18 protein-coding genes and 1 other annotated feature are annotated in these 22169 nt (G+C 49.6%); of the genes, 9 read left to right on the top strand and 9 right to left on the bottom strand.

The genetic code is table 11. The features are described 5' to 3' along the window. Positions 1–408 precede the first annotated feature (408 nt). Entirely contained in the window at positions 409–2019 is a 1611-nt protein-coding gene (locus D1831_RS09175; RefSeq protein WP_125072642.1) for an amino acid ABC transporter ATP-binding/permease protein, read from the bottom strand. Then, a complete protein-coding gene (locus tag D1831_RS09170) occupies positions 2016–3707 on the bottom strand; it encodes an ATP-binding cassette domain-containing protein (protein ID WP_125072641.1) in 1692 nt (563 codons plus the stop codon). Before D1831_RS09170 ends, D1831_RS09175 begins: the two co-directional genes overlap by 4 nt. A gap of 114 nt (positions 3708–3821) precedes the next feature. Between D1831_RS09170 and D1831_RS09165 the strand changes: the two genes are divergently transcribed. The 3 genes from D1831_RS09165 (at position 3822) to D1831_RS09155 (ending at position 4822) form a co-directional block, all read left to right on the top strand. Next, positions 3822–4097 (top strand): hypothetical protein, encoded by a 276-nt coding sequence (locus tag D1831_RS09165; RefSeq protein ID WP_125072640.1) that lies wholly within the window; start codon positions 3822–3824, stop codon positions 4095–4097. A gap of 87 nt (positions 4098–4184) precedes the next feature. Further along, positions 4185–4511 (top strand): hypothetical protein, encoded by a 327-nt coding sequence (locus D1831_RS09160; RefSeq protein WP_125072639.1) that lies wholly within the window; start codon positions 4185–4187, stop codon positions 4509–4511. Positions 4512–4639: 128 nt separating this feature from the next. After that, entirely contained in the window at positions 4640–4822 is a 183-nt protein-coding gene (locus D1831_RS09155) for a hypothetical protein (RefSeq protein ID WP_125072638.1), read from the top strand. A 163-nt stretch (positions 4823–4985) separates the two neighbouring features. Here D1831_RS09155 and D1831_RS09150 read toward each other — a convergent pair whose 3' ends face one another. The 3 genes from D1831_RS09150 to D1831_RS09140 form a co-directional block, all read right to left on the bottom strand. Then, complete coding sequence (locus D1831_RS09150; RefSeq protein WP_125072637.1) at positions 4986–6188, bottom strand: MalY/PatB family protein; 1203 nt, start codon at positions 6186–6188, stop codon at positions 4986–4988. A gap of 51 nt (positions 6189–6239) precedes the next feature. Then, positions 6240–6471, bottom strand: a binding site (T-box leader). Between the two features lie 48 nt (positions 6472–6519). Continuing rightward, complete coding sequence (locus D1831_RS09145) at positions 6520–7041, bottom strand: NUDIX hydrolase (RefSeq protein ID WP_125072636.1); 522 nt, start codon at positions 7039–7041, stop codon at positions 6520–6522. Between the two features lie 206 nt (positions 7042–7247). Further along, entirely contained in the window at positions 7248–7892 is a 645-nt protein-coding gene (locus D1831_RS09140) for an LVIS_2131 family protein (RefSeq protein WP_125072635.1), read from the bottom strand. A gap of 196 nt (positions 7893–8088) precedes the next feature. Here D1831_RS09140 and D1831_RS09135 point away from each other — a divergent pair, with 196 nt between their 5' ends. Beyond that, positions 8089–8406: a hypothetical protein gene (locus tag D1831_RS09135; RefSeq protein ID WP_125072634.1), complete on the top strand. Its 318-nt coding sequence runs from the start codon at positions 8089–8091 to the stop codon at positions 8404–8406. 45 nt (positions 8407–8451) lie between these two features. Here the strand turns inward: D1831_RS09135 and D1831_RS09130 are convergent, their stop codons facing one another. Beyond that, the gene (locus D1831_RS09130; RefSeq protein ID WP_125072633.1) at positions 8452–10170 is read right to left on the bottom strand and encodes a glycoside hydrolase family 13 protein; all 1719 of its coding nucleotides are present in this window, start codon (positions 10168–10170) and stop codon (positions 8452–8454) included. Positions 10171–10322: 152 nt separating this feature from the next. Here D1831_RS09130 and thrC point away from each other — a divergent pair, with 152 nt between their 5' ends. Together thrC and D1831_RS09120 are read left to right on the top strand one after the other, a co-directional pair. Continuing rightward, positions 10323–11816 (top strand): threonine synthase, encoded by a 1494-nt coding sequence (thrC, locus tag D1831_RS09125; RefSeq protein WP_125072632.1) that lies wholly within the window; start codon positions 10323–10325, stop codon positions 11814–11816. A gap of 15 nt (positions 11817–11831) precedes the next feature. Further along, positions 11832–12632, top strand: coding sequence for a Cof-type HAD-IIB family hydrolase (locus D1831_RS09120; protein WP_125072631.1), 801 nt, complete (start codon positions 11832–11834; stop codon positions 12630–12632). 868 nt (positions 12633–13500) lie between these two features. Here the strand turns inward: D1831_RS09120 and D1831_RS09115 are convergent. After that, the gene (locus D1831_RS09115; protein WP_125072630.1) at positions 13501–16059 is read right to left on the bottom strand and encodes a YfhO family protein; all 2559 of its coding nucleotides are present in this window, start codon (positions 16057–16059) and stop codon (positions 13501–13503) included. Positions 16060–16417: 358 nt separating this feature from the next. Between D1831_RS09115 and D1831_RS09110 the strand changes: the two genes are divergently transcribed. The 3 genes from D1831_RS09110 (at position 16418) to D1831_RS09100 (ending at position 20820) form a co-directional block, all read left to right on the top strand. Next, positions 16418–17278: a hypothetical protein gene (locus D1831_RS09110; RefSeq protein WP_125072629.1), complete on the top strand. Its 861-nt coding sequence runs from the start codon at positions 16418–16420 to the stop codon at positions 17276–17278. 42 nt (positions 17279–17320) lie between these two features. Further along, entirely contained in the window at positions 17321–19651 is a 2331-nt protein-coding gene (locus D1831_RS09105; RefSeq protein WP_125072628.1) for a bifunctional glycosyltransferase family 2 protein/CDP-glycerol:glycerophosphate glycerophosphotransferase, read from the top strand. A 536-nt stretch (positions 19652–20187) separates the two neighbouring features. Continuing rightward, a complete protein-coding gene (locus D1831_RS09100) occupies positions 20188–20820 on the top strand; it encodes a pentapeptide repeat-containing protein (protein WP_125072627.1) in 633 nt (210 codons plus the stop codon). A 154-nt stretch (positions 20821–20974) separates the two neighbouring features. On the opposite strand, the gene D1831_RS09095 is transcribed toward D1831_RS09100, so the two are convergent. Both D1831_RS09095 and D1831_RS09090 read right to left on the bottom strand, forming a co-directional pair. Continuing rightward, positions 20975–21583: a sugar O-acetyltransferase gene (locus D1831_RS09095; protein WP_125072626.1), complete on the bottom strand. Its 609-nt coding sequence runs from the start codon at positions 21581–21583 to the stop codon at positions 20975–20977. Then, entirely contained in the window at positions 21580–22155 is a 576-nt protein-coding gene (locus tag D1831_RS09090) for an NUDIX hydrolase (RefSeq protein WP_125072625.1), read from the bottom strand. Before D1831_RS09090 ends, D1831_RS09095 begins: the two co-directional genes overlap by 4 nt. Positions 22156–22169: the final 14 nt, after the last annotated feature.

The following is a 22169-nucleotide window of genomic DNA, read 5'->3' as shown; positions in this document are numbered from 1 at the left end:
AGCCATTCCGGAGTCATCCTCGGCGATTCTAATTTCCTAAACACGGTCTCAAGGACCAACATACTTAAACCTGAATTACTGGGAATAATGGCGGTGATCAGTTTATGGTTACGGACTCGAAGTCCAAAGGGCTATGTGTGATCTTTAGCTCCACATATTCCACTGTAATTCAAAAAGCTCTGTAAAACCGTTTTGGTTTTACAGAGCTAATCTTAGTATGTTTTATCTCCGAACAACTATTGTCGAAACGTGCGCCAAAAGTCAGCGGGCTCCGCTTAACCACGTATGTCAAACAATCCAAGTCCCGGATTATTCGCCATACGCCGTTAATGCTCACCCGCTAACCGACTTTTGGCACACTCTTTTTTTATTTTTTTCCCCGAGGCTTATGCCACCGTCGCTTTTATTTTACGGTTCAAAGGGTACTAGCCGACCGTGATCTAACTTTAATACCCGGTCACACAACGCTAACGAACTGCGGCGATGCGTGATCAAGACAACCGTTCCGGTGTAGTGTTGCTTGACCGTTTTTAAAATCAGGGCCTCGTTAAGCACGTCGAGGTTGCTGGTTGGTTCGTCCAGGATCAACAAACTACTGTTCCGAACTAATGCCCGCGCTAATTCCAAACGTTGAACTTCCCCCGCGGATAGAACCGGCGCGCTGCGCGTCACAACAGTGTCTAGTTGTTCGGGTAACCCGGCGATGGTTGGCGCCAACTCGACCCAATTCAGCACTTCCCGTATCCGGGCGTCCGTGATCAGCGGATCGCGCAGTGTTAAATTTTCCCGCAAGGTCCCGCTAAAAAGCTGCGCGTTCTGAGGCACGTAAGCGATTGGCCCGCGTAACCGGTCCAATTTGTAAGTGTCGACCAGATCACCGTTGACCTGAACTTGGCCACTCTGCGCAACGTACCAGCGCATTACTAACTTCATAATGGTACTCTTACCCGCGCCGCTGGGACCAATCAGTCCAACCCGTTCGCCACGCTGAACGGCCAGATTAGTTTGGTTTAAAATCGGCGTGTCCGGCCGCTGCGGGTAGGCAAAGTTAACGTTAGCCAGTTGAAAATGATTGATTGTCCGGAGTGGCGCCGTTCCCGTGTTCGTGACCAATGGCTGTTCGTCTAATAAGTCAAAAACGTGCCGGGCGGCCAACAAGCCCCCGCCTAACGAACCCGGTAAATTACCGAGTGCCAGGACCCGGCCAAACGTGAACGGAAAAACCAGGGCGGCGACTAACGGCGCGTCCGTTAATTTCACCACGGCGATCACCGCGGCCAAGCTTAAGACCAGAATCAGCTGCATGGTCACGCCGGCGCGCGTTTGTCGCCCGTTTTTTTGGCGGTCGAGCCGCCAGAAATGTTGCCCGGTCACCCGCAAACGGTGTAAATGCTGGTCAACGGCCTGGTACTGTTGCAACTCCAGCTTACCGGTCACCGCGTCGACCATCAGGCGTTGTTCGTCTAAATCGGCGTGGTTCAACTGATTGCTCAGCTCACCAAACTGCCGCTGGCTGACCAGCGGGACGACCATCCCAATCAGCACGTAAGCGATCAGCGCGATCACCCCGAACAACGGTTGAATCAGCCCAAAAAACACGACAAACCCTAGCGACACCACGACCGCGATAACGACCGGCGCCAGTGTGTGCGCGTAAAAGATCTCGATTTGATCAATGTCTTCCGTCAGGAGCTTCAACACGTCGCTACTGCGAGCGTGGTCCAGCTTGGCCGGAGCTAACCGCATGATCTGCTGGTAGACCCGGTTGCGTAAGTGGGCTAGAATTTTGAACGCGGCCAGGTGGCCTAAATACTGTTCAAAAAAGCGCGCGAAGCCACCGACTAACGCGAAGATCAGCAAAAGCCACCACAACTGCGGAACCCGGCGAAACAGCGCCGTAAACCCGGCCCACAGTAAACTGACCTGCAGGGTGGTCGCCAACAGGCCGGCACCGATGCTGGCTAAAAGGATCCAGTTCAGCGGCCCGGCCGTTTGTAATAACCGTTTCAATAATTTCATTGTAAGCCCGCCTCCGTTAATAACTGGTCTTGCTCGGCAACCAGGGTCTTAAAGGCCGGAAAATCGGCCCGTAAACTCTCGAAATCGCCGTGGACCAACTGCTGCTGGTCCACCAGGTACAGGTCGGTCAGCCGTTTTAGATCGGCTAAACGGTGGGTAATCAATAAGACGACCTTCTCACGGGCTAGTCGCCGTAGTCCGGCCATGATCACGTCGGCGTTTTCGGGGTCGATATTGGACGTGACCTCGTCAAAAATGTAGACCGCCTTGTCCGCCAACACCGCCCGCGCGACCGCCACCTGCTGACGCTGACCCGGTGATAACTGCGCGCCGTTCTCACCAACGGGCGTTGCGTACCCCGCTGATAGTTTCCGCGTGAACTGACACAGGTCGAGTTTCTCCAAACGTTCCTGCCAGCCCGGCAGTTCGTGACCCATCAACAGGTTGTCCGCGATAGTTCCGTCAAACAACCGAGTCGTTGGTCCCAAGTACGCGACGTTTTGCTGCCAAGCTAACGGCGCAACCGTCGTCAGGTCCGTTTCTTGATTCACGGTGACTTGGCCGCTCAACAACGGCAAGCGCCCCATTAAGATCTGCGCAAGGGTACTTTTGCCACTACCGCTGGGCCCGGTCAACCCAATCACGTGACCGGGCGTCAGCGTCAACCCGGGCACCGTGATCAACGGGTGCTCATACCCGACCGTCCCCGACAAGTTGATCTGGTGAACGCTGGCGAGCCGGTTGCCGGACGCCGCTTTGGTTTTAGAACCGGTATCGATCACGCTAAACACGTGTTTTAATTTAGGCAGCGTTGACATGAATACGTGCATGAAATAACCGAACTTGCGAAAGTCAATCAGCCAGACCGCCATCAGCGTTCCGATTCCGATTGCCGTGCTTAAGGCCAGCGAACCGGTCACGACGGCGTGCCCCTGGGCTAACAGGAACAGTCCAATCGCCCCGTATAAACAAAAATCCATAATGGTCAGCGACTGGAGCTGATACTCTAGCACGCCCATCGTCTTTTGACGGAAATGTTCGGTGTCGTGTTCAAAGTCGTCCGCGTATTGGTGCTGGCGCTGATACATGATTAGCGTCGCCATGCCGCGAAAGTCGTCTAAGAAACGTTGGCCCATCGCGTTAAAGCTGGCAATAAAGGCCAGGTTTTTGCGGTCACCCAATCCCTGCAGCATCCCCATCCCCATGCCGAGTAGCAGGATGCCGGCGATTGGGATCAAAACCGTGATTGGCAGCACGACCGTTTCAATCACCAGTGCCACGATCCCGGTCAGTGTTAACTGGATAATGGTCGGGATAATGGTATCGAAAAAAATCGTGACCTTTTTTAAAGTGCTCAGGTCCTGGTGCAGCACCGTCATAACATTGGTTTCATCGACCCCGGTCGTTTGCAAGTAAGCCGTCAAATACCGCCGCTGGAGGGCTTTACTGGAAGCCACCGCCCAGTCGTTTTGATTCAACCGGCGAACACCCAGCCAGTAGCTCACCGTCACCAGTAATTGTGTACCAATTAGCCAGAACCACCAACGACCAACGTGATTGCTCAGGATCCATTCAGCTCCCGCCCAGACCACGCTGACAACTAATAGTTCGCTGCACCATTGACCGATTATTTGGGCCCACATTTTCCAACGCTCACTTCGGTTCAGCTGCCATAATCGCTTAATCATCTTTGTCTACTCCCTCGCTATTTAATATGCCAATCGTCTAATTATCAAGTTAATTATAAACAACCAGGTCGATCAGTGGTGCGTTCAATTTAAATCTTTGCCCAATTCATAACCTTGATGCCGATAATCAGCATTGCAACAAAGATCCAAGTTACCGGAGCTGGTGTCCTTAAAGCATACCAGCCCGCCGAACCTTCTCAAATAACGGAATGGGGCGTTAACCGCGGTAAAGCTACCAACGCCTACTTTTTGAGCCAAGTGATCAACTACGCTGACCCGCATGATAAAGAAATGATGGTCACGACCGAAACACCTCACCCAAACAAGCAGGACGACCAGTTGATCGACACAGTCGACACCCGCCACTACGAAAGTGGTAGCAACGGTTAACACTGGCTACTAATTTTTTCATTTTAATTACGAAGCGCCTGACTTACAATAACTAATAAAATTAGTATTTGAAGGAAGGTCATCACAATGAATTTAACCGCCACGGAAAGCGACTACTTGGTCACCGTTCTCACGACCCAACTATTCACTCTACTTAGTCGGGTCACTCGCTGGCAGACGCACAGTTTAAGCCAACGCCAATATGATCAACAGGTTCAAGAAACCTTGTTACCGGAACTAACCGTGTTAACCCAACTAGCTGCAAAGTTGAAAGCCAGCGTCCACGATCAGAACCAGTTTGGAGCGTTAATTGCCGGCTTAACGAAATTAGACGCTGCCACCCACTACCATTTAACCGAAGAGCAACTGGCGCACGCAAACGAGCGCCGGATGAACCGCCATTACCACCGCTAAGTGCACAACCGTCAACCATTGGGCCCAGATTTAACAAAAAATTCAAATTTCAATCACGGGTTGACTACTTTTACCCGCTACAATGAAATTATTGATTAGTTAATTCGTCTTAAAAGAAGGAGGGCCCCATGTTTTTAATTGTCTATTGTACCCTTGCAATCGCGGTTTTCTTTTGGATGTTTGGTTTCGTCAAAGCCGCCGTTGTCATTGCGTTGCTAACGCTGGCCCTCGTTGCCTATTCCTTCATCCGGCGTGAAATTGTCCGGCGACGACTCCTTAAGCAACGCACGACGCCTAATAAAACCCGTTAATATAAGTAACGCCTCATAGTTGTAAACAAGAATAAACTTTAACTCCATTTAAAATTAACGCGTAGTACCAAAACGTGCACTGAAGATCAGCTTGTTTAACTCAAAGCAGCCGCTCATTCCTAAATCCGGAATGAGCGGCTGCTTTTGGTCAATTTTCCACTTTTTAGGCGTGGGTGGTAAGTTGCTCAATCGCTTGAACAACGTGTTCAACGGCTTGGTGGACGTACTTGGGGTCGGTTGCTAAGTTTAACCGGACAAACCCCTGGTCATTCGAACTAAACCACTCCCCGAAGTCAACGGCTAACCCGCACTTATCCTGAATAAAGTCCCGGGTAAATTCCGGTTTCACGTACGCCCGCAAATCTAGCCAAGTCAAGTAAGTCCCTTGGAGGTCGGCAATGACAATCTGCGGCGCGTGTTGTGCCAATTGGGTCTTCAAGTAATGGTAGTTATCCCGGACAATGGCGAGAATTTGGTCCAACCACGCCGCACCGGATTCGTACGCGGCCTGCCCAGCCGTTTGTCCCAGTACGTTCACTTCAGTTTGACTCAAACGGTTGATGGCAGCGTCATACTTTTCCCGCAATACTTGGTTAGGAATAATCACGTGTGAATTCAGTAGGCACGCTAAATTAAACGTCTTGGACGGCGCGTTAACGACAATCACCCGATCAGTAAACCGACCGTCAGCCACCGTTAACGCCGAAATAAACGGGTGGTTCTGGGGATCAATTTCAATGTCTTGGTGAATTTCATCGGAGATCACCAAAACGTGGTACTGTTCACAAAGGGCTAATAACCGGGTTTCTTCCGCGGCCGTCCAAATGCGGCCCACCGGATTATGCGGTGAGCACTGGATAAAGAGCCGCACTTCGTTGGCCTTAATTTTTGCTTCAACGTCGGCAAAGTCAATCGTATAGTGACCGTGATCATTGACCAATTCGGAGGTCACCAGTTGCCGGTGATTATCCTGTACGGCGTTAAAGAAGGGGTAATAGACCGGTGTTAAAATAAGTACCCCGTCACCAGGTTGCGTATACGTATTAACTAACGCGTACAGGGAATTGACCACGCCGGACCCAAACCGGATCCAATCCTTTTGAACGGTCAATCCGTGGCGACGCTGCTCCCAGTTAATAAAGGCTTGGTAATAACTATCCGGTGTGTAGGAATAGCCATAAATTCCGTGTGCCACCCGGTCAGTCAGTGCCTGCGTCACTTGCTCCGGCACTTTAAATTCCATGTCCGCAACCCACATTGCAATCAAATCCGGGTTCCCATAACGCTGATCAAGGGCGTCCCACTTCAATGAATTAGTATTGGCCCGGTTAGTTGCGTACTTTTTAATAAACGTTGCTTGATCCATCTTAAAATCCCCTTTTCCATGCGACAAAAAAACTCCGTCCCTAACTTGTTCGTTAAGGACGAAGTTCAAACTCCGCGGTGCCACCTACGTTTACAGCCGAAGCTGCCTCTCACGCAACGTTACCATTACGTTTGATCCGTTTATCGGTGATCGATCCGGACTAGTAGCGCCAACCACTAGTCAACTCCGAGTTCATCTTCACTGCGCGTTACCGGTCAAATTCCACCAACCTTTGACTCGCTGGACGGCGCCCCACAGTTACTCTTCTCATCAACATTTCATTTTTTAAGTTGTTTCTAAATTACACCGCGACTAGTCAATTGTCAACTCACTAATAGTCAGCTAGGTCCGCATCGACCCACGCCGTTTTCTCCGCGACCTGGTACGCCGCGATTGGTTGATCCGCAATTGGGAAAGCCCCGGTCATCAAAAAACGTTTGGCCTGCATCACGGTTGGTGAGCTGTTTTGCCAATTAAGTTGGGACAACGGCACCCGGGCCGCTCCCGCTGAAAGTGCCGCCGTGTACGCTGGTCGTTTAACCATTAGCTGCCCGCCAACCGGTTCTAACAAATAGAAAATGCTGATCATCGTGCTTGGTAATCCGAGTGACGTTAGCCCGGGCAACTTAAACTGAACAGTTCCGAGTTGCTTGGAAACTACCGTGGTCAATCCGGTTTGTAACTTGGTAATTCGACTAACGGCCACCCCCAACGTGGTTCCCGACGTCCACGGTGCGGTAGCCAAATCATAACGGTTTTTAAATGGCCCCGTTAAACATTTATTTACGATCATCGTTTGCTGATCCCCGACAATTCCACAAACGAATAACGGTGTGTTTTGTTCGCCAATCATTGGTTCGCTTCTTTCTATCACTTATGATTAAGATTAACTGGATAAACTAATTATTCTATAAAAATATGACATTATCATTCTACTCCATTCTCCAAATAACCATAGTAAAAAAGCATTGTATTATGAATATTTAATAACTTTTAAAAGTTATAAAAAAAGACGGCTTCGTAGGGCTTACATCCCCCGAATCCGTCTAAATACCACTACTACTGTGCTTGAATATCCGTCGTGTTAATGAAAGACTGCGCTGGTACCCGAATCAGCCACCGCGTCATCGCTTGGTGCCCAACGTGAATCCCTAATCCGTTTAAGAAACTAGGCTGGTACGTCGCTGTAAGCTTAACCACGTACGCCCGCTCGTGTTCCCGGTCCATTTTCTTCAGCGCCGTTTGCGACCACGGAATCCCCGCATCCGCAATTTTTACCTGTTTCAAACTACTTGCCACCGTGGCTTTATTACTAGAAACGGTGTACTTGGCCCCGTTGATCCAATAATTATAAATATGCACCGGCTTGTTCGTTGTTCCCCGATCAACCGCAACGTAGTATGAAGATGAGCCGTTATTGCCTACCCGTAAAACGAGCGGTTCATACTTATAAGTGACCTTAACCGCCTTTGTATCTGATAAATCTACTTGGTGGTTGAATGTCACATAGCCCATGCCAATTAGTAAACCAATGGCCACGACCAGTTCCCCAATCGTAATAAACAGGCTGTTCCATTCAAACGTATGCTTGCGTTCCACAATCATCTTAATTCGGCGGACCCGAATGTTATGAAACACCCAGACCACCAGTGCCAAAACAATTATCCAAGCAATGATTCCAATCCAGTTCCACGCAGAAGTCATTGATAGGCCAACCCTTTCCCTATTACATTGTCATTATGTCCTAATTGTAAATAATTCACCCCTAAATAACAAGTAACATCTCAAAATCACGCCATTTTAACCTAAAAATGATTGTGAAAAAAATCACCGGGGGCTCCCAATGTAATCGAATTCATGGTAAAATAATGTTATTAACTTGTAGAAAGAAGGAGTACCAATGATCGCATCACTTATTTATTGGGTTGTTGTGGTTGGCTTAATCGTCTGGGGAGTTTGGATGGCGATTTTGTCCGCTTACTGGGCAGGTCAAAAACAAAACGGCAATATTTTCTTTATTGCAATTATGAATACCTTAGGGTTAATTGCCGGCTTAATTGTTTGGTGGGTCTTCAATAACCAGAACTGGCAATACTACTGGTTATCCAGTACCGTTCAAACGACCAACCTCTTAGGCATTATCCTGATTTGCTACGTGGTCCTAATTGTAATCGAATTCATTCAGGGTCGCGCTATCAAACCAGCCGCCACTAAGTAATCGCTAAAAAAATGACGCTCAGCCGCAAAGCTGAACGTCATTTTTTTAGTTAACCTTAATTTCAAAACCACCCGGCAATAACTGGTGGGCACTGGTCCTATTACTGATAACCACGTTTTGAATTGCCGCTTTAATCGCGGTAGTTCCCAGGTTAAAACGCCCACAAACCGTTTGTGTCGGCCCCTGCCGTTTTAAAGTCAAACACTGATCGTCAATTTGCCAGCTCAATTCACTCGTGGCTAAAAAGTCCGCCCGTTGCCGGCGAAAACCAATCAACCGTTTAACGAAGGCCTTCAGGGCTAATTGGTCCGTATTCGGTTGCCAGTTCATGCAACGCCGGTTATCAGGGTCGGGACCACCAGCCATCCCCACTTCGGTGCCGTAGTACAAACACGGGCTTCCCGGCAATAGCATCAGCAAGGCCAACGCCGCCTTTAACTTGTCTTCGTCTCCGTGCAAAGTCGTGAGTAAACGCTGGGTATCGTGGGTATCGATGGCGTTAAACATGGCTTGCTGGTTAGGCAACCGGTACTGGGTCAACTGAAGGTTGGTCTTACCCACGTAGGCGGCTAAACTTAGCTCATGATTGAGCAGCGCCGGAATGGGTTGCGTTAACGGGTAGTTCATGACGGCGTTAAACTGACCGTTGTTAACCAGGGCCTGACTACTATGCCACGCTTCCCCTAGTAGGTAAACGTCCGGTTTAACTGCCCGCAACGCCCCGCATAGCTTGCGCCAGAACCCGTGATCAACTTCATCGGCGACGTCAAACCGCCAAGCGTCAATGTCAAACTGCTCGATCCAGTACTTCGTTACGTTGATCAGGTAATCCTGAACGGCCGGATTTTGGGTGTTGACCTTAGGCATCGCGGCGCCCGTCGCAAAGGTCTCATAATTTAACTGCTGGGTCTTGGGATCCCGTCCCACTGGCCAACCATGAACGTGGAACCAGTCCGCAAACCGGGATTGTTGCCCATTTTTGACAACGTCCTGCCACTGGGGAGATTGTTCCCCAAAGTGGTTAAAGACTGCGTCCAGCATGACTTTAATTCCCCGGGCGTGGGCCTTAGCAACTAATTCCTGAAAGTCCGCCTTCGTCCCAAAATGGGGGTCAATCTCAAAGTGGTCGATGGTATCGTACTTATGGTTGGACGGTGACGTAAAGATCGGACACAAGTATAGCCCGTTAATGCCTAAATCGGCCAAATCATCCAGGTGGTCAATAACGCCCCTTAAATCCCCACCGTAAAATGAGTCGCGTTTAACCGGACCCGCGCCCCAAGCCGTGACGTTTTCCGGGTCATTTTTTCGGTCACCGTTTGCAAAGCGTTCCGGAAAGATCTGATACCAAACCGTATCTTTGACCCAGGCTGGTGGTAATTCCGCGTCACTAACGTGTAAGTATGGTAAGTGGAAATAATGGCCGGCAACCGCCCAATTCGTCAGGGTATCCTCAAAAAAGCCGTCGTCGCCGTACCCGATCGATTGACCATCCTGATCCGTGATCCGAAATCCATAAATAAGCCGATTAGTTGGAATCGTGACCGGTAACGTCCAGTACTGGTTGCTCTGTGTCGCTAACCCCCGGTGCATGGCCGTCGTCTGCATCGGGGTCCCCTCTTGCCATAAGTACATGTCCGCGTATATCACTTCAACCTTTGTGACGTCATCTAGCGCCGTCTTTAGTCGTAACATGACTTGGTGATCGGCCAAAATTGCCGTATCTTCACTTTCAGGACGGTGTAATATTCCTGCCAATAACATTTACAAAACTCCTTCTATCGTAAGCGATTACATTTTCATCTATTATAAAAGTTTTTATTCGGTAAAACTAGCGGAGATTTATGGAAAAGCGCCCCGTTAACTCACAATTTAGTGTATCATTTAGACAAAATCAATTGAAAGGACGTTCATCCATGGAAACACTTTATCGCAGTACCCGTGAAACTGCAAGCCACACCATGACGAGCTCACAGGCCGTTTTACAGGGCTTAACGCCCGACGGTGGTTTGTTTGTTCCGGTCGACTTACCCCAAGCTAACTTTGACTTTGATCAGCTCGCAACTATGTCTTATCAGGAAGTTGCCTACGAGGTCTTAAAACTATTCTTCACCGACTACACGCCAGCTGAACTCCACGCCTGCATCGATGCTGCCTACGGTGACCAGTTCGACGATCCGGCAATTGCCCCGGTACGCAAACACGGTGAGCAGTACTACCTCGAATTGTTCCACGGTCCAACGATTGCCTTTAAGGATCTGGCTTTACAAATCTTACCGCACCTGATGACGACCGCGGCCAAGAAGAACCACTTACAGTCCGACGTTGTGATTTTGACCGCCACTTCCGGGGACACTGGTAAGGCTGCCATGGCTGGGTTTGCTGACGTTGATCAAACTAAGATCATCGTTTTTTATCCCAAAGACGGGGTCAGCGCTATCCAAAAACAACAGATGGTTACTCAGGTTGGTGCCAACACTTACGTCGTTGCCATCAACGGCAATTTCGATGAGGCCCAAACGAAGGTTAAAGAACTGCTCAACGACCCCGACCTACACACCGAACTGGCAGCCAATCACTTCCAATTCTCCAGTGCCAATTCAATCAACATCGGTCGGCTATTTCCACAGGTAGCTTACTACGTTTACGCTTACGCGCAGTTGATCAAACAGGGCCAAATAAAAAACGGCGACACGATTAACTTCAGCGTTCCTACCGGTAACTTTGGGGACATCCTGGCCGGCTACTACGCCAAGCAATTAGGAACACCGATCCACAAGTTGATCTGTGCTTCCAACCGTAATAACGTTCTGACCGACTTCTTTAATACGGGTACTTACGATAAAAACCGGGAATTTTTCTTAACCAGTTCACCATCCATGGATATCTTAGTATCTAGCAACTTGGAACGACTCGTCTTCTACTTGACCGGTTCCGACCCGGTCGCCACCGCGCAACTTATGACCGACCTAAAAACCAGTGGCCGTTACACGCTGACCCCGACGATGCGGGCAGCCATCAAAGACTTCTGGGCGGGGTTCGTGACCGAAAATCAGGATCAAGCCGCCATCCACCACGTTTACGCTGCACACCACTACACTATTGATCCCCATACGGCGGTAGCAACGGCGGTGGCCAACCAGTACCAGTCAGCAACTAAGGACGACCGACCAATGGTGATCGTCTCAACGGCCAGTCCGTACAAGTTCCCAAAGGCCGTCCTGAGTGCAATCACCGAACAAGCCGTGGACACGGACGGTTTGGCCGCCGTTGATCAATTGCACGCCCTAATTCAAACGCCAATTCCGGCAACGGTCACCGCCCTCCGGCAAGCTCCAATTCGGCATAAGCAGGTTACCGACCCGGCCACCATGGGTGCGACCATCAAAACCATTTTAAAACTTCACTAGAAAGCGTGAATCATTATGATTACAACCATTGCTTTAGATTTAGATAATACCCTGTTAACGTCCGATAAAACCATCTCATTACGGACCGAACGAGCTTTAAAACAGTTACACGCGGCCGGTAAGCGAATCGTTCTCTGCACCGGTCGTCCCATTAAAGCGATCCAACCGTTTTTAAAACAGTTAGGTCTAAACCAACCCGGTGACTTTTCCATTACCTTTAACGGTGGACTAGTCCAGCAAAACACCACCGGCGACGTGCTGGCCCGGACCAGCGTTTCCAAGGCGGATATTCGGCCGCTATTCGACCACGCGCAAGCTAGCGGCTTTCACCTAGACGTCATCGACTTAACCCAGGTCTATTCAATCATGGACCTCGGCAAATCACCGTACGAAGAATTCATTAACGGTTTAATGCCGTTCAAAAACGTCAACTTTGCTGACCTTCCCGCCGATGACCAGTTTGGTAAAGTCGTCAGTGCCGGTAACGACGCCAAAGAAGTTCAGGCCGCCTTACCGGCCAGCATCACCGACTTTTTCCACGTCGTCCCTTCCCGGCGGACACTACTAGAGTTTTTGCCACCGCACACCGATAAATCCAGCGGCTTAAAGTCCCTACTCGGTCACTTTAACGAAGGTTTTGACAACCTAATGGCTTTTGGTGACGAAGAAAACGACCTTGGCATGCTTAAAGCCGCCAAAGTTGGCGTGGCCATGGCTAATGCGATTCCCGCCGTTAAGGCTGCCACAACGCACGCCACTCTCAGCAACGATGAAGACGGTGTCGCAGTCTTCCTTGAAAAGTATTTCGAACTTTAGCGCTCACCCTTAGCTGGTAGTTTCTTCCTCAACTGGACTGGAACTACCAGTTTTTTATACTCACATCTCAGTCCGATTTCAAATAAATCAAGAAATTCACGACCCATCTTCTTTGTCCGGTTCAACCTAAATCAGTTGACCTAGCTTGTTTCAAATTCCGCTTATCGATTCCAAGTTAGTCCACACTTTTCAGTCCTCCGGTCGGCGTGGACGGGCCAAAAAAGCGGTGGGCACAAGCTTGAGCCCAAAGTTCAGGTCTCAACCATTGGCCTTTCACTAAGCCGGGAAAATACCCCGACCAAGTGAAATTTCACCGCTGGGACCATCCACGCTCTCCCTTCTGGCTTCAACTAGTCGCTGGCGGACCGTAACCACTAATTTATTTAGTCTTAATAGCACGTTGCTTAAAATACTTAGTTCTAAATGCTAACCGGATTAGTTTTCGCTAATCAAAAATAAATTATCCATGACATCTTTTCACTTTGACTTAAAAGTATCTATGGCGCTGCATAAAAAATCGTCAACAACTTAGGAAGTGATTTTCCAAGTTATTGACGATTATCAATCTAACCTACTCAGTTTCTTGCCCAATTTAAATAATAATATTCCACCTAGGCGCCCGGAGAAGTTTTGGCATATAGCTGTGAAATTGTTGTTGGTCGCGGTCTTTTCACGATTGACAACAAGGCCAACTTTTGAGATGATTCCGGGTTTTGAAATTAGCTCAAAAGTTGGCCCACGGCTTGTCCTGCCAAGGTGCTTCGCAGGGCGCCGGGTTCTAACGCCAATCGCCGTGGGTCCACTACTCAACGATCGTTCAGCTTAAAGTATTCCATTTAGACACCCATTCCGAAGCCGTTCTTAGTGACTAAAGCCGCTTTAACCGGCAGGTAACTGCGTAAATGGCCAAGCTTAGCAGGCTCATAATCAGACCCAGGATGGCACCGGGAGCTTGGTAACTAATTGCAATACGGTGACGACCAGGACGAATGGCAATGGATGAAAGTCCGGTTAAGGATAGACGCGTGGTAACCGGTCGGCCGTCAACCCGTACTTGCCAACCGGATTCGGTTGGTAGACTTAAAAACAGATCCGGCGTTTGGGTGGTTGCCATGACGTGCCCAACGTAAGTTGTTTTAAAGTGGTGCGGTAACCGCCGCAACAATAACGCGTGTCCGTTTAACGTTTGTTGGGCTTTCTTCAGTGCGCCCGGCCGTAAAGTAACCAGCCGAACACGCCGGAGGGAAGCCGTTTTAGTCGCAAATTTGAGCAACAGCGTACGTCCCCGTTGCTGCTTACCGAGATTAATTACGGTCGTCGTTCCATCCGCATACATCGCGGGGGCCTTGGCATGGTGATTCACACTCAGCGTACTGAACTTACTTTGACCACTGGGATCAACCAGGTACAACCGCCCGGCAGCGTGCGGGGTAATCCGCAAGACGTGGTGATAGTTATAAGTCTGCCGGCTGGCAGCAGCGTGCGTGACGCGTAACCGGTCGACACCCCGCTTAACGGGGACAAAGTACGGTCGTTCACTGGGACGGAGGGCCTGTAACACGGCCTCCTGATTTGTGAGCGGGTCAGTGCCTAGTTTGAGTGCCGTCAAACGGTTAGTGGTCGCAAAGCCCATGCCTTGATAGCTTCCAACCGGCTGCGTTCCCCGGTGGTCAACTTTTAGGCGAACGCCCCAGAGCATTTCGGTGACCGGCGTAAAGCCCTGGTTACTCAAACGGCGGTCATCCTTTACAAAAAGGCCCAGTTGGCGGGCTAACTTAACGGTTTTTGTTTGAGTCGTTGAGCTGTATGCGTTGGTCCCGTTAACGCCTAGCCAAATGGGATCATTATACCCGTGATAGCTGCCGGTAAAGCCCCGTCCTAACGTTTTGACATCGTAACGGACGCGGTAAAGCTGACGCGACTGGCGAACCACACGTAGTTGCTGGGTCGCTGCCTGGTAGGCCCGCGCGAACTGTCGCTGACTTCCATAATTAGCTCCCCCTAAGGCCCAGATAAAGTTGGCGCCCAGTTCCAACACCACTAGGCTGGCAATGGTCCACTGATAGCGCGCAGGTACCGCCCAGATCAAGCAAGCCATTAGTCCCAAACTAACTAAGCTGCAAATTAACGCGAACCAGTTCCACGGTTGTAAACTGCGGGCGTAACGTGCTAAACTCGGCCACCACCGCAAAATTGGAATACTAGCGGCCCCTAGTCCCATTAACAATGCAAGTCCCAGCGATAACCGCCACCGCCAACGACGCGCTAATTGCTCAACTCCGGCCTGCCAAGCGTTTCCTGCAAGTAAAACCAAAACAAAGCTAAACAGAAAGCTATTGCGAAACGGGTAACTCGCGGGGACCGATAACATGTGCCAAAAGGTGTTGAATCCGCGAATCCACATCCCCAAAAATAAAAATGCCAGTAATCCGGCGCTCCACCACTTATCACGCCGTTTTACTTGTGGCAACGCAAAGTAGGCGACGGCTAGTAAACTGACTAGTGAAGAAACAAAAATGGCCGGTCCGTGACTGAGTCGTTGCGCAAAGTTACTAGCGCCCATTTGAAATTGACTAAAAAATTCCAAGCCGAATAGCGGGGTCACTGCAAAGGCATTATGGCCGGCCGCAACCTTGGGAGCTTCTAGCATCCCAAAAACGGTTGGCAAGAGCAGGAACAACGTACTCATGCCACTCAGTAGCGAAGTGGCCACAAACCGGTTGATCAAGTGGCGATTATGCCGCCACCAATCTCGGTTCAACCGCTGGTTCGTTTGCAGCCCTAACGTGTAGAGCAAGTAGCCAATGGCAAACAAACAAACCATGTAACCCATGTAATAGTTGACCAGGATCGTCACGACTAACGCCCCAAAATACAGTCCGGAACGCCCTGAACGAACTAACCGGTCGATACCCCAGGCGACTAAGGGCAGCGTGATCAACGCGTCTAGCCACATCAAGTTAAAAAAGTTAGCCGTGACAAACCCACAAAACGCAAAAACCAGTCCGAATAACCAAATACCGGCACGGTGACTTTGCCAATGGGCTTGTAGGTAAGCCGTCATGCTACCCGCAATCGTCGCAATTTTTAACATGATAATTAAGGCTACTGCCACCGGGATTTGACTTTCCCGGAATAAAAATAATAACCCATTAAACGGACTCATTAAATAGTAAGCAATCATGGGAACCCAACTAGCCCCCAGTGCCGACTGGAAATTATACACGGTCCATGCATGTTGACGCAGTAGCCTGACAAAACCAGTAAAAAAAGCGGTATACTGCGTGCCCAAATCGCCAATTAATAAGTTATGGTTTCCAAACGGTGTAATGCCCTGACTAGCAAAAATCACCGCCACCATTATGAATGCGACTAACCACGCTATGATTGGCTGTTTCCAAGCGACTCCCCGTCGTTGCCTTTGCATGATAATCCCCTCATTTTAATAAAAATATTCCACCTAGTTATTTTTATTGTAGCACGTTAATCATCAAGAATTTCTTAAGCTTTTGCAACCCGTTTTCATAGTTCGCGATTTATGCATCCATCCCGGCATAGCTAGCTGGGCGTTGCCAAAGTAGCTTTCATTTAGCAACGATTTTTCATAATTATTTTCATAAATACCAATAGCTTTTCATGAGCTGTTTCGGGTAATTGTCGCCTACTCAGTTAACGCATTCCAGTTGTCGCCGACCCTTTACAAGGTTTATAGTATATGAGTTAATTGAATGTAATGTAACTTAACTTAAATTACCGAATGATTCAATTCAGGAGCGGAGATATTCATGAATTTACTTATTAATATCGTCCCAAATGAAACTATTTCTTGGGATCGACTATTGCAACTAAGTGCGGCTATTGAAGCCCAACGATTCGCGGGAGTCGTTACCAACTTACAATTACCGGCCAATCAAGAATTGACCGGCGCACACCAAGCAAAACTAGCAGCGTTACACGTCACGGTACAGGAACAACCCCAGTTACCAACCACTGCCGACGGCTACGTCTTAAACTTACGCGAAACTACCGGCCTATTACCGGGGGCCCTGGCGCAGTGGCAAAGTGTGACGAGTCAACACGCCAACACGCCCGTTAGCTTGGCAACCTTTGATAACCAATTACCGCTAGATGAACAAATAAATGATTACTTAACGGCCCACGCCAACAACGGCCTGTTAAGAACTTATCAGCAGCTTTCCGACTCGGACAACGTTTGGCCCCAACTATGGGGACTTCAAAACTACTCGGTCCAAACGAACTTAAAGAACTTTCGCCTGCTTTCCCAACGCTTACGACCAACCGGAGTATTACTCCCCGTTAGCCAACTTAGTCCGGACTACCCGGTGGTTTCGTTAGCGCAAAACTTACAACTGCTAAGCCAACAAACGGAAATTATTCGATTGCACGTGCCAACCATTCAAAATGGTTCGTGGAGTCGTGATACCCCGCTAGCGTGGTTCAACCAGCTGCAACTCGGACAACGAGTGACGCTTAATGCCGAATGGGAACCCGTCTTTGAAAAGTATTACCGGTCCCAACTAAAGCGCCTCTTAAAGCACGCCGACGAAAACCAGTTAACGGAAGCGCAACAAGATTTGTTGCGCGACCAGCTGGAACAAGTCCCCGTTTTAGACGCACATCACTAAGCACGTCGAGTTGAGATTACCGTGATTTAGAAAGGATTATGTATGTTTTACAGTTTAATTACGCCCTGCCTGCCCAGTGAGTTGCAGCAGTTACACGCGTTAAAAGAAAACCTAACGCTACAAACAATGCAGGATTTCGAATGGTTGATCGCCTGTAATCAACCGATTGATCTAAGTCAACCCGAATGGCAAGCGCCGTTTCCGATTCATCAGATCACGTTTACCCCCGCAACCGTGGGGGCGGCCCGTAACCAGGCCATTCAGCAAGCAACCGGCGACTGGTTACTATTTATCGATAGTGACGACTACTTACTCCCCAACGCGCTAGCTGACGCCGCGGCCATTGCCGCGACGCGTTCAAGCGACGTTTTGTTAGATTTAAACCAGTACCCCACCTACGAACCCCACGACGCGTTCGTCACTAGCCACGCCGAAACGGGCGTCGCGGACGACATGCCCAAATGGGGTGGCCGGAAACGACTCCGACCGAAGCGCCACGCACTTAATTTGGCCACGAACGCCGTACTGCCAACCGATACACCGGTTGATCCGACGGTAATGACCTGGTTACAACACCGTTACTTGGAACATAGTGGTGACAACCGGTGGGCGGGGCTGGACCGTCAGCTCAAAGTTAGCGGCAAAATTGCTAACCGCAAATTAATATTAGCTCACCAGCTCAAATTTAACGAAACAAACGACCTGTACCCCGACGGTCCGTTTATGTTGCCATTGCTCAACGTCACGACCAGCACGCTCCGGCTCAGTCAACACACTTACATCCGGGTCAAACATAACGACCCCATCAACCACCCGTCGGTCCATCAACAGGATGACCCGCGCCGGTGGGCTAAACGAATTCAGGATTGGCAAACCGCGTTAGTGACGTTGCCCAACGATTCAGACGGTTTTAATGCATACGCGACCCGTGACTTGCATCGCTTACACCGCTATTTATACGCGGCCGTAGCAACGCGAACGGGAACCGTTCCTGCCGAACAACTGCCCGAACTGCTGCACACGTTGCAGGCGTTCTTGAACGTGATCCCCGCGTCCTTGATCAAACAAACCCTTCATGGTCAAAGTCGCCGAATCATTTTAGCAATTCGGCGTGACGGGCGTTTACCACAACGGCAAGTTAACCGGATCGTTTGGATGCGGGAACTTAACCGCATCATTCACCGGCACGGTCGGGGCAGCGCTAAATTAGCCTACCGGTGGTGGTTGACCAAGTTACCGCTTAAGCCCAAGACGATTTTATACGAATCCTTCTTAGGCCGGAACTACTCGGACAGTCCTAAGGCCATTTATGAATACATGCAACGGACCTATCCGGGACAGTTCCACCACGTTTGGGTCATGAATAAGGGGGTTGAACCCAACCCCGGCAAGCAGCCCAATACCACGGTGGTCAAACGCTTTGGGTGGCGCTACATGTACTACTTGGCAACCTCCAAGTTCCAAGTGATCAACATGCGACAGCCTAAGTGGTTCATTAAGCGGCCCGAGACAAAGTTCTTATCAACTTGGCACGGAACCCCGCTGAAGCACTTAGTTTTTGATATGGATAACGTTGCCAGTGCTAACCCACTGTATAAACAGATCTTCTACCACCAGTCACGCCAGTGGGATAACCTGATTGCGGCGAACCAATTTTCCGTTGACGTATTCGAACACGCCTTTATGTACCCCACCGACCGGATGCTTAAGTCCGGTTACCCGCGTAACGACCTTTTAAACGCGCCGGATAAAGATGCTAAGGCCCGGGCCATCAAGGAAAAATTAGGTATTCCGTTAGATAAAAAAATCATCCTCTACGCCCCAACTTGGCGTGACGATGATTACTACGGTGTCGGTGATTATAAATTTACGTTAAAATTAGATATCGCCCGCTTACGGCGTGAACTCGGTGACGACTACGTGCTCGTTTTACGGACCCACTACTTCATCACCGAACATTTGGATACGACCGGTTTTGGCGACTTTGTTTATAACGAATCAAGCTACAACGACATCTCCGAACTTTACCTGATTTCGGACGTGTTGATTACCGACTATTCAAGCGTGTTCTTTGATTACGCCATTTTAAAACGGCCAATTCTGTACTTCGTTTACGATTACGAAAAGTACGGGAGCGTGTTGCGGGGCTTCTACCTCAACATGGAGACCGATTTACCGGGGCCACTACTGAAAACTAACGACGACGTCCTCGCCGCTTTACACGATCTACCGGCTCTCAAACGCGAATACGCCGACGCTTATCACAAATTTAGCGAACGCTTTAACGCCTGGGAAGACGGTCACGCTAGTCAACGAGTCGTCGACGCGTTCTTCGGTGACGCCTTGCCGGCACCCACTAACAAAACTAAATAGTGTCTTGTATTAGGTTGTCAGCACAACTATTCAAGACGGGTTGCGACCTAGTCACATCAAACAGAGTGTGCCAAAGGTCAGTTGGCTGGTGAGCATTAACAGCGTATGGCGAATAATCCTGGGCTTGGATTGTTTGGCCTACGGGTTAAGCGGAGCCGGCTGACTTTTGAAACCCATTTCAACAATAATCGTTCGGAGATAAAACGGAGGCTGTGACAAAAGTCACAGCCTCCGTTGATGTTCCTGCGTTTTTGCCCGTTGGACTTATGAAACGCTTCTCGGCGGGTGGCAACTAACCATCGTTACTAATCGTTGTCAGGACGGCTTCTAAGGCCACCCTAAAGCTGAAAATAACGTTGATTCTAAAATTTTCATGATAAATTTAAGCCATTTTTGATGGTTAGACGTCCGCTAAGTGATTGTTGGTCATTTGGTACGCTTCCAAGGTTGCTGAACACTTTTAAAGCGCTCAGTAAACTCTAATTATGCGGTGAACGATTTAAGGTATGCTAATACCAATCAAACGAGGTGTTAATATGGATCAGCCACGTATCACCCCCGCCGACCTACCCGCGGGACAGTTCAATCAAATTTTGGAAGACGAAGACCACCTACTCGACAATTGTCGGATCAGTGACGAAACCATTCCCGACACTGCCTTAGTGCACCCGATGTTCGATCACGTTAGTTTTGAAAACGTCACGTTTACCGGACGAACCTTTGAGCGGCTGGAAATAACCGACGCGGAATTTATCAAGTGCGATTTTTCAAACTGCCACTTTGAAAAGGCTAGCTTACTAAGGGTTCAGTTTAAAGACTGTAAAATGGTTGGTCTCGATTTAACGGGCGCCTTCTTAAACAACGTGTCTTTTGACAACGACTTACTTGATTTGAGCATGCTGTGCGACATGAAATTGAAGGCCACCCACTTCAACGATTGCCGTTTGACCGATGCCAGCGTCATGAACGACCGTTTAACGCGGGTTCAGTTCAACCGTTGCGACCTCGACCAGGTTTCTTTTTACCAAACCGCCCTGAAAAATATTGATTTGAGTACCTGCCACTTTGAACGGCTCGACCTCGAAGCCGCCATGGCCCGTGGCATGAGCGTTAACCTCTACCAGGCGGCCAACCTAGCCGCCTACTTTAACGGTATTCACGTCAAGTAGGCGTTACCCAATATAAAAAGCGGCGGCTAAAAATATAAGGCCCCTAAATGACTCAAATAAGCTGAGTCATTTAGGGGCCTTATTTTCCATAACAACGGTGCCGAAGTGGGGCCAAAAGTCAGTTTTTAAGCGCCATGGCCCCACGCTTTTCAAGTTAATCTGATCCTAATTTAAACTGCTTCCCGGTAAAACCAGTTCGGTCGGCCGCCGTAACTGGTCGAATCACGCGACAGGGATTGCCCGCCGCAATCACGTTGGCAGGAATATCGTGGGTGACCACGCTCCCCGCCCCAATAATCGTCCGCGCGCCCACCGTTACACCCGGTAGTACCGTGACGTTGGCAGCCAACCAGCACTGATCACCAATCGTGATCGACCTGGCAACGCAACCTCCCCGTAACCGCTCAGTCGCGTCAAATAAGTGATTGCTGGTGTACAACCCCACTTTGGGACCAAACAGCACGTGGTTGCCAATTGTAATCGGGGCGCCGTCCAGTAAAACACAGTCGTAATTCGCGTAAAAGTCGTCACCAACGTGGATGTTCCGGCCAAACTCCACCCGAAAATTAGGATTCACAAACGGTGCTTGACCCACCGTCCCCATTAATTCGCGCAGCAACCGTTCTTTTTCGGTCGGGTTGATCGTCGCGTTTATGGCGTCGGTCTTCTCAGTTGCGCGATCCCGGGCCGCCACAAGTTCCGTATCCAGGTCATTATAAGCCTGACCGCTTGCCATGTAAGCAAACTTCTCAGCTAAGTTCATCGCGTTTCTCCCGGACGAATAAAGTTCAAATACCACGTCAACGCACAAACGCCCTGCGCTGAACGAATCTGTCCCTTTTTCAACAGCTCAATAACGTGCGTGAGTGGCACTAACTGGGTATTAACGTACTCATCGTGGTCAAAGTGTTTTGCGGCGTGTTCGGTCGGATCAATGTGCGTCAAAATCAAACTAACCGTTTCGTTCGTGAACCCCTCCGAAGAACTGATCTGGGTCATTACCCGCGAATCATGGGCAACGTAACCGGTCTCTTCTTGCAGCTCGCGCTTAGCCGCCACCAACGGATCCTCGTCACCGTTGATCAACCCCGCGGGAAGACTGACGGTCTCCGCGTTGCGACCGACCCGGTATTCGGAGCCTAAAACCACTTGGTCATCGGCCGTTAACGCCAAAATAGTGACCGCGTTACCGTGGTCGATCAAGTCGCGTTCGACCGTTAACCCATCGGGCGTTTTAATTTCCTGTTTAACCAAATCAAAAATGGGGCCGTGATACACCGGGGTTTGTTTCAAAATTTTACCGGCACGGCCCACCTTGTTAAAATACTCTGCCATTATTCGTACTCCCT

It is taken from the genome of Lactiplantibacillus garii (assembly GCF_003885105.1).
Lineage (GTDB): Bacteria > Bacillota > Bacilli > Lactobacillales > Lactobacillaceae > Lactiplantibacillus > Lactiplantibacillus garii.
The sequence above is the reverse complement of the archived record's forward strand: the minus strand, read 5'-3'. Positions and strand labels throughout refer to the sequence as shown.

What these genes read in the sequence shown, in the direction of transcription:
- D1831_RS09175 (WP_125072642.1), bottom strand. Translation starts at nt 2,019, where the DNA reads ATGAAATTATTGAAACGGTTATTACAAACGGCCGGGCCGCTGAACTGG.
- D1831_RS09170 (WP_125072641.1), bottom strand. Translation starts at nt 3,707, where the DNA reads ATGATTAAGCGATTATGGCAGCTGAACCGAAGTGAGCGTTGGAAAATG.
- D1831_RS09160 (WP_125072639.1), top strand. Translation starts at nt 4,185, where the DNA reads ATGAATTTAACCGCCACGGAAAGCGACTACTTGGTCACCGTTCTCACG.
- D1831_RS09155 (WP_125072638.1), top strand. Translation starts at nt 4,640, where the DNA reads ATGTTTTTAATTGTCTATTGTACCCTTGCAATCGCGGTTTTCTTTTGG.
- D1831_RS09150 (WP_125072637.1), bottom strand. Translation starts at nt 6,188, where the DNA reads ATGGATCAAGCAACGTTTATTAAAAAGTACGCAACTAACCGGGCCAAT.
- D1831_RS09145 (WP_125072636.1), bottom strand. Translation starts at nt 7,041, where the DNA reads ATGATTGGCGAACAAAACACACCGTTATTCGTTTGTGGAATTGTCGGG.
- D1831_RS09140 (WP_125072635.1), bottom strand. Translation starts at nt 7,892, where the DNA reads ATGACTTCTGCGTGGAACTGGATTGGAATCATTGCTTGGATAATTGTT.
- D1831_RS09135 (WP_125072634.1), top strand. Translation starts at nt 8,089, where the DNA reads ATGATCGCATCACTTATTTATTGGGTTGTTGTGGTTGGCTTAATCGTC.
- D1831_RS09130 (WP_125072633.1), bottom strand. Translation starts at nt 10,170, where the DNA reads ATGTTATTGGCAGGAATATTACACCGTCCTGAAAGTGAAGATACGGCA.
- thrC (WP_125072632.1), top strand. Translation starts at nt 10,323, where the DNA reads ATGGAAACACTTTATCGCAGTACCCGTGAAACTGCAAGCCACACCATG.
- D1831_RS09120 (WP_125072631.1), top strand. Translation starts at nt 11,832, where the DNA reads ATGATTACAACCATTGCTTTAGATTTAGATAATACCCTGTTAACGTCC.
- D1831_RS09115 (WP_125072630.1), bottom strand. Translation starts at nt 16,059, where the DNA reads ATGCAAAGGCAACGACGGGGAGTCGCTTGGAAACAGCCAATCATAGCG.
- D1831_RS09110 (WP_125072629.1), top strand. Translation starts at nt 16,418, where the DNA reads ATGAATTTACTTATTAATATCGTCCCAAATGAAACTATTTCTTGGGAT.
- D1831_RS09105 (WP_125072628.1), top strand. Translation starts at nt 17,321, where the DNA reads ATGTTTTACAGTTTAATTACGCCCTGCCTGCCCAGTGAGTTGCAGCAG.
- D1831_RS09100 (WP_125072627.1), top strand. Translation starts at nt 20,188, where the DNA reads ATGGATCAGCCACGTATCACCCCCGCCGACCTACCCGCGGGACAGTTC.
- D1831_RS09095 (WP_125072626.1), bottom strand. Translation starts at nt 21,583, where the DNA reads ATGAACTTAGCTGAGAAGTTTGCTTACATGGCAAGCGGTCAGGCTTAT.
- D1831_RS09090 (WP_125072625.1), bottom strand. Translation starts at nt 22,155, where the DNA reads ATGGCAGAGTATTTTAACAAGGTGGGCCGTGCCGGTAAAATTTTGAAA.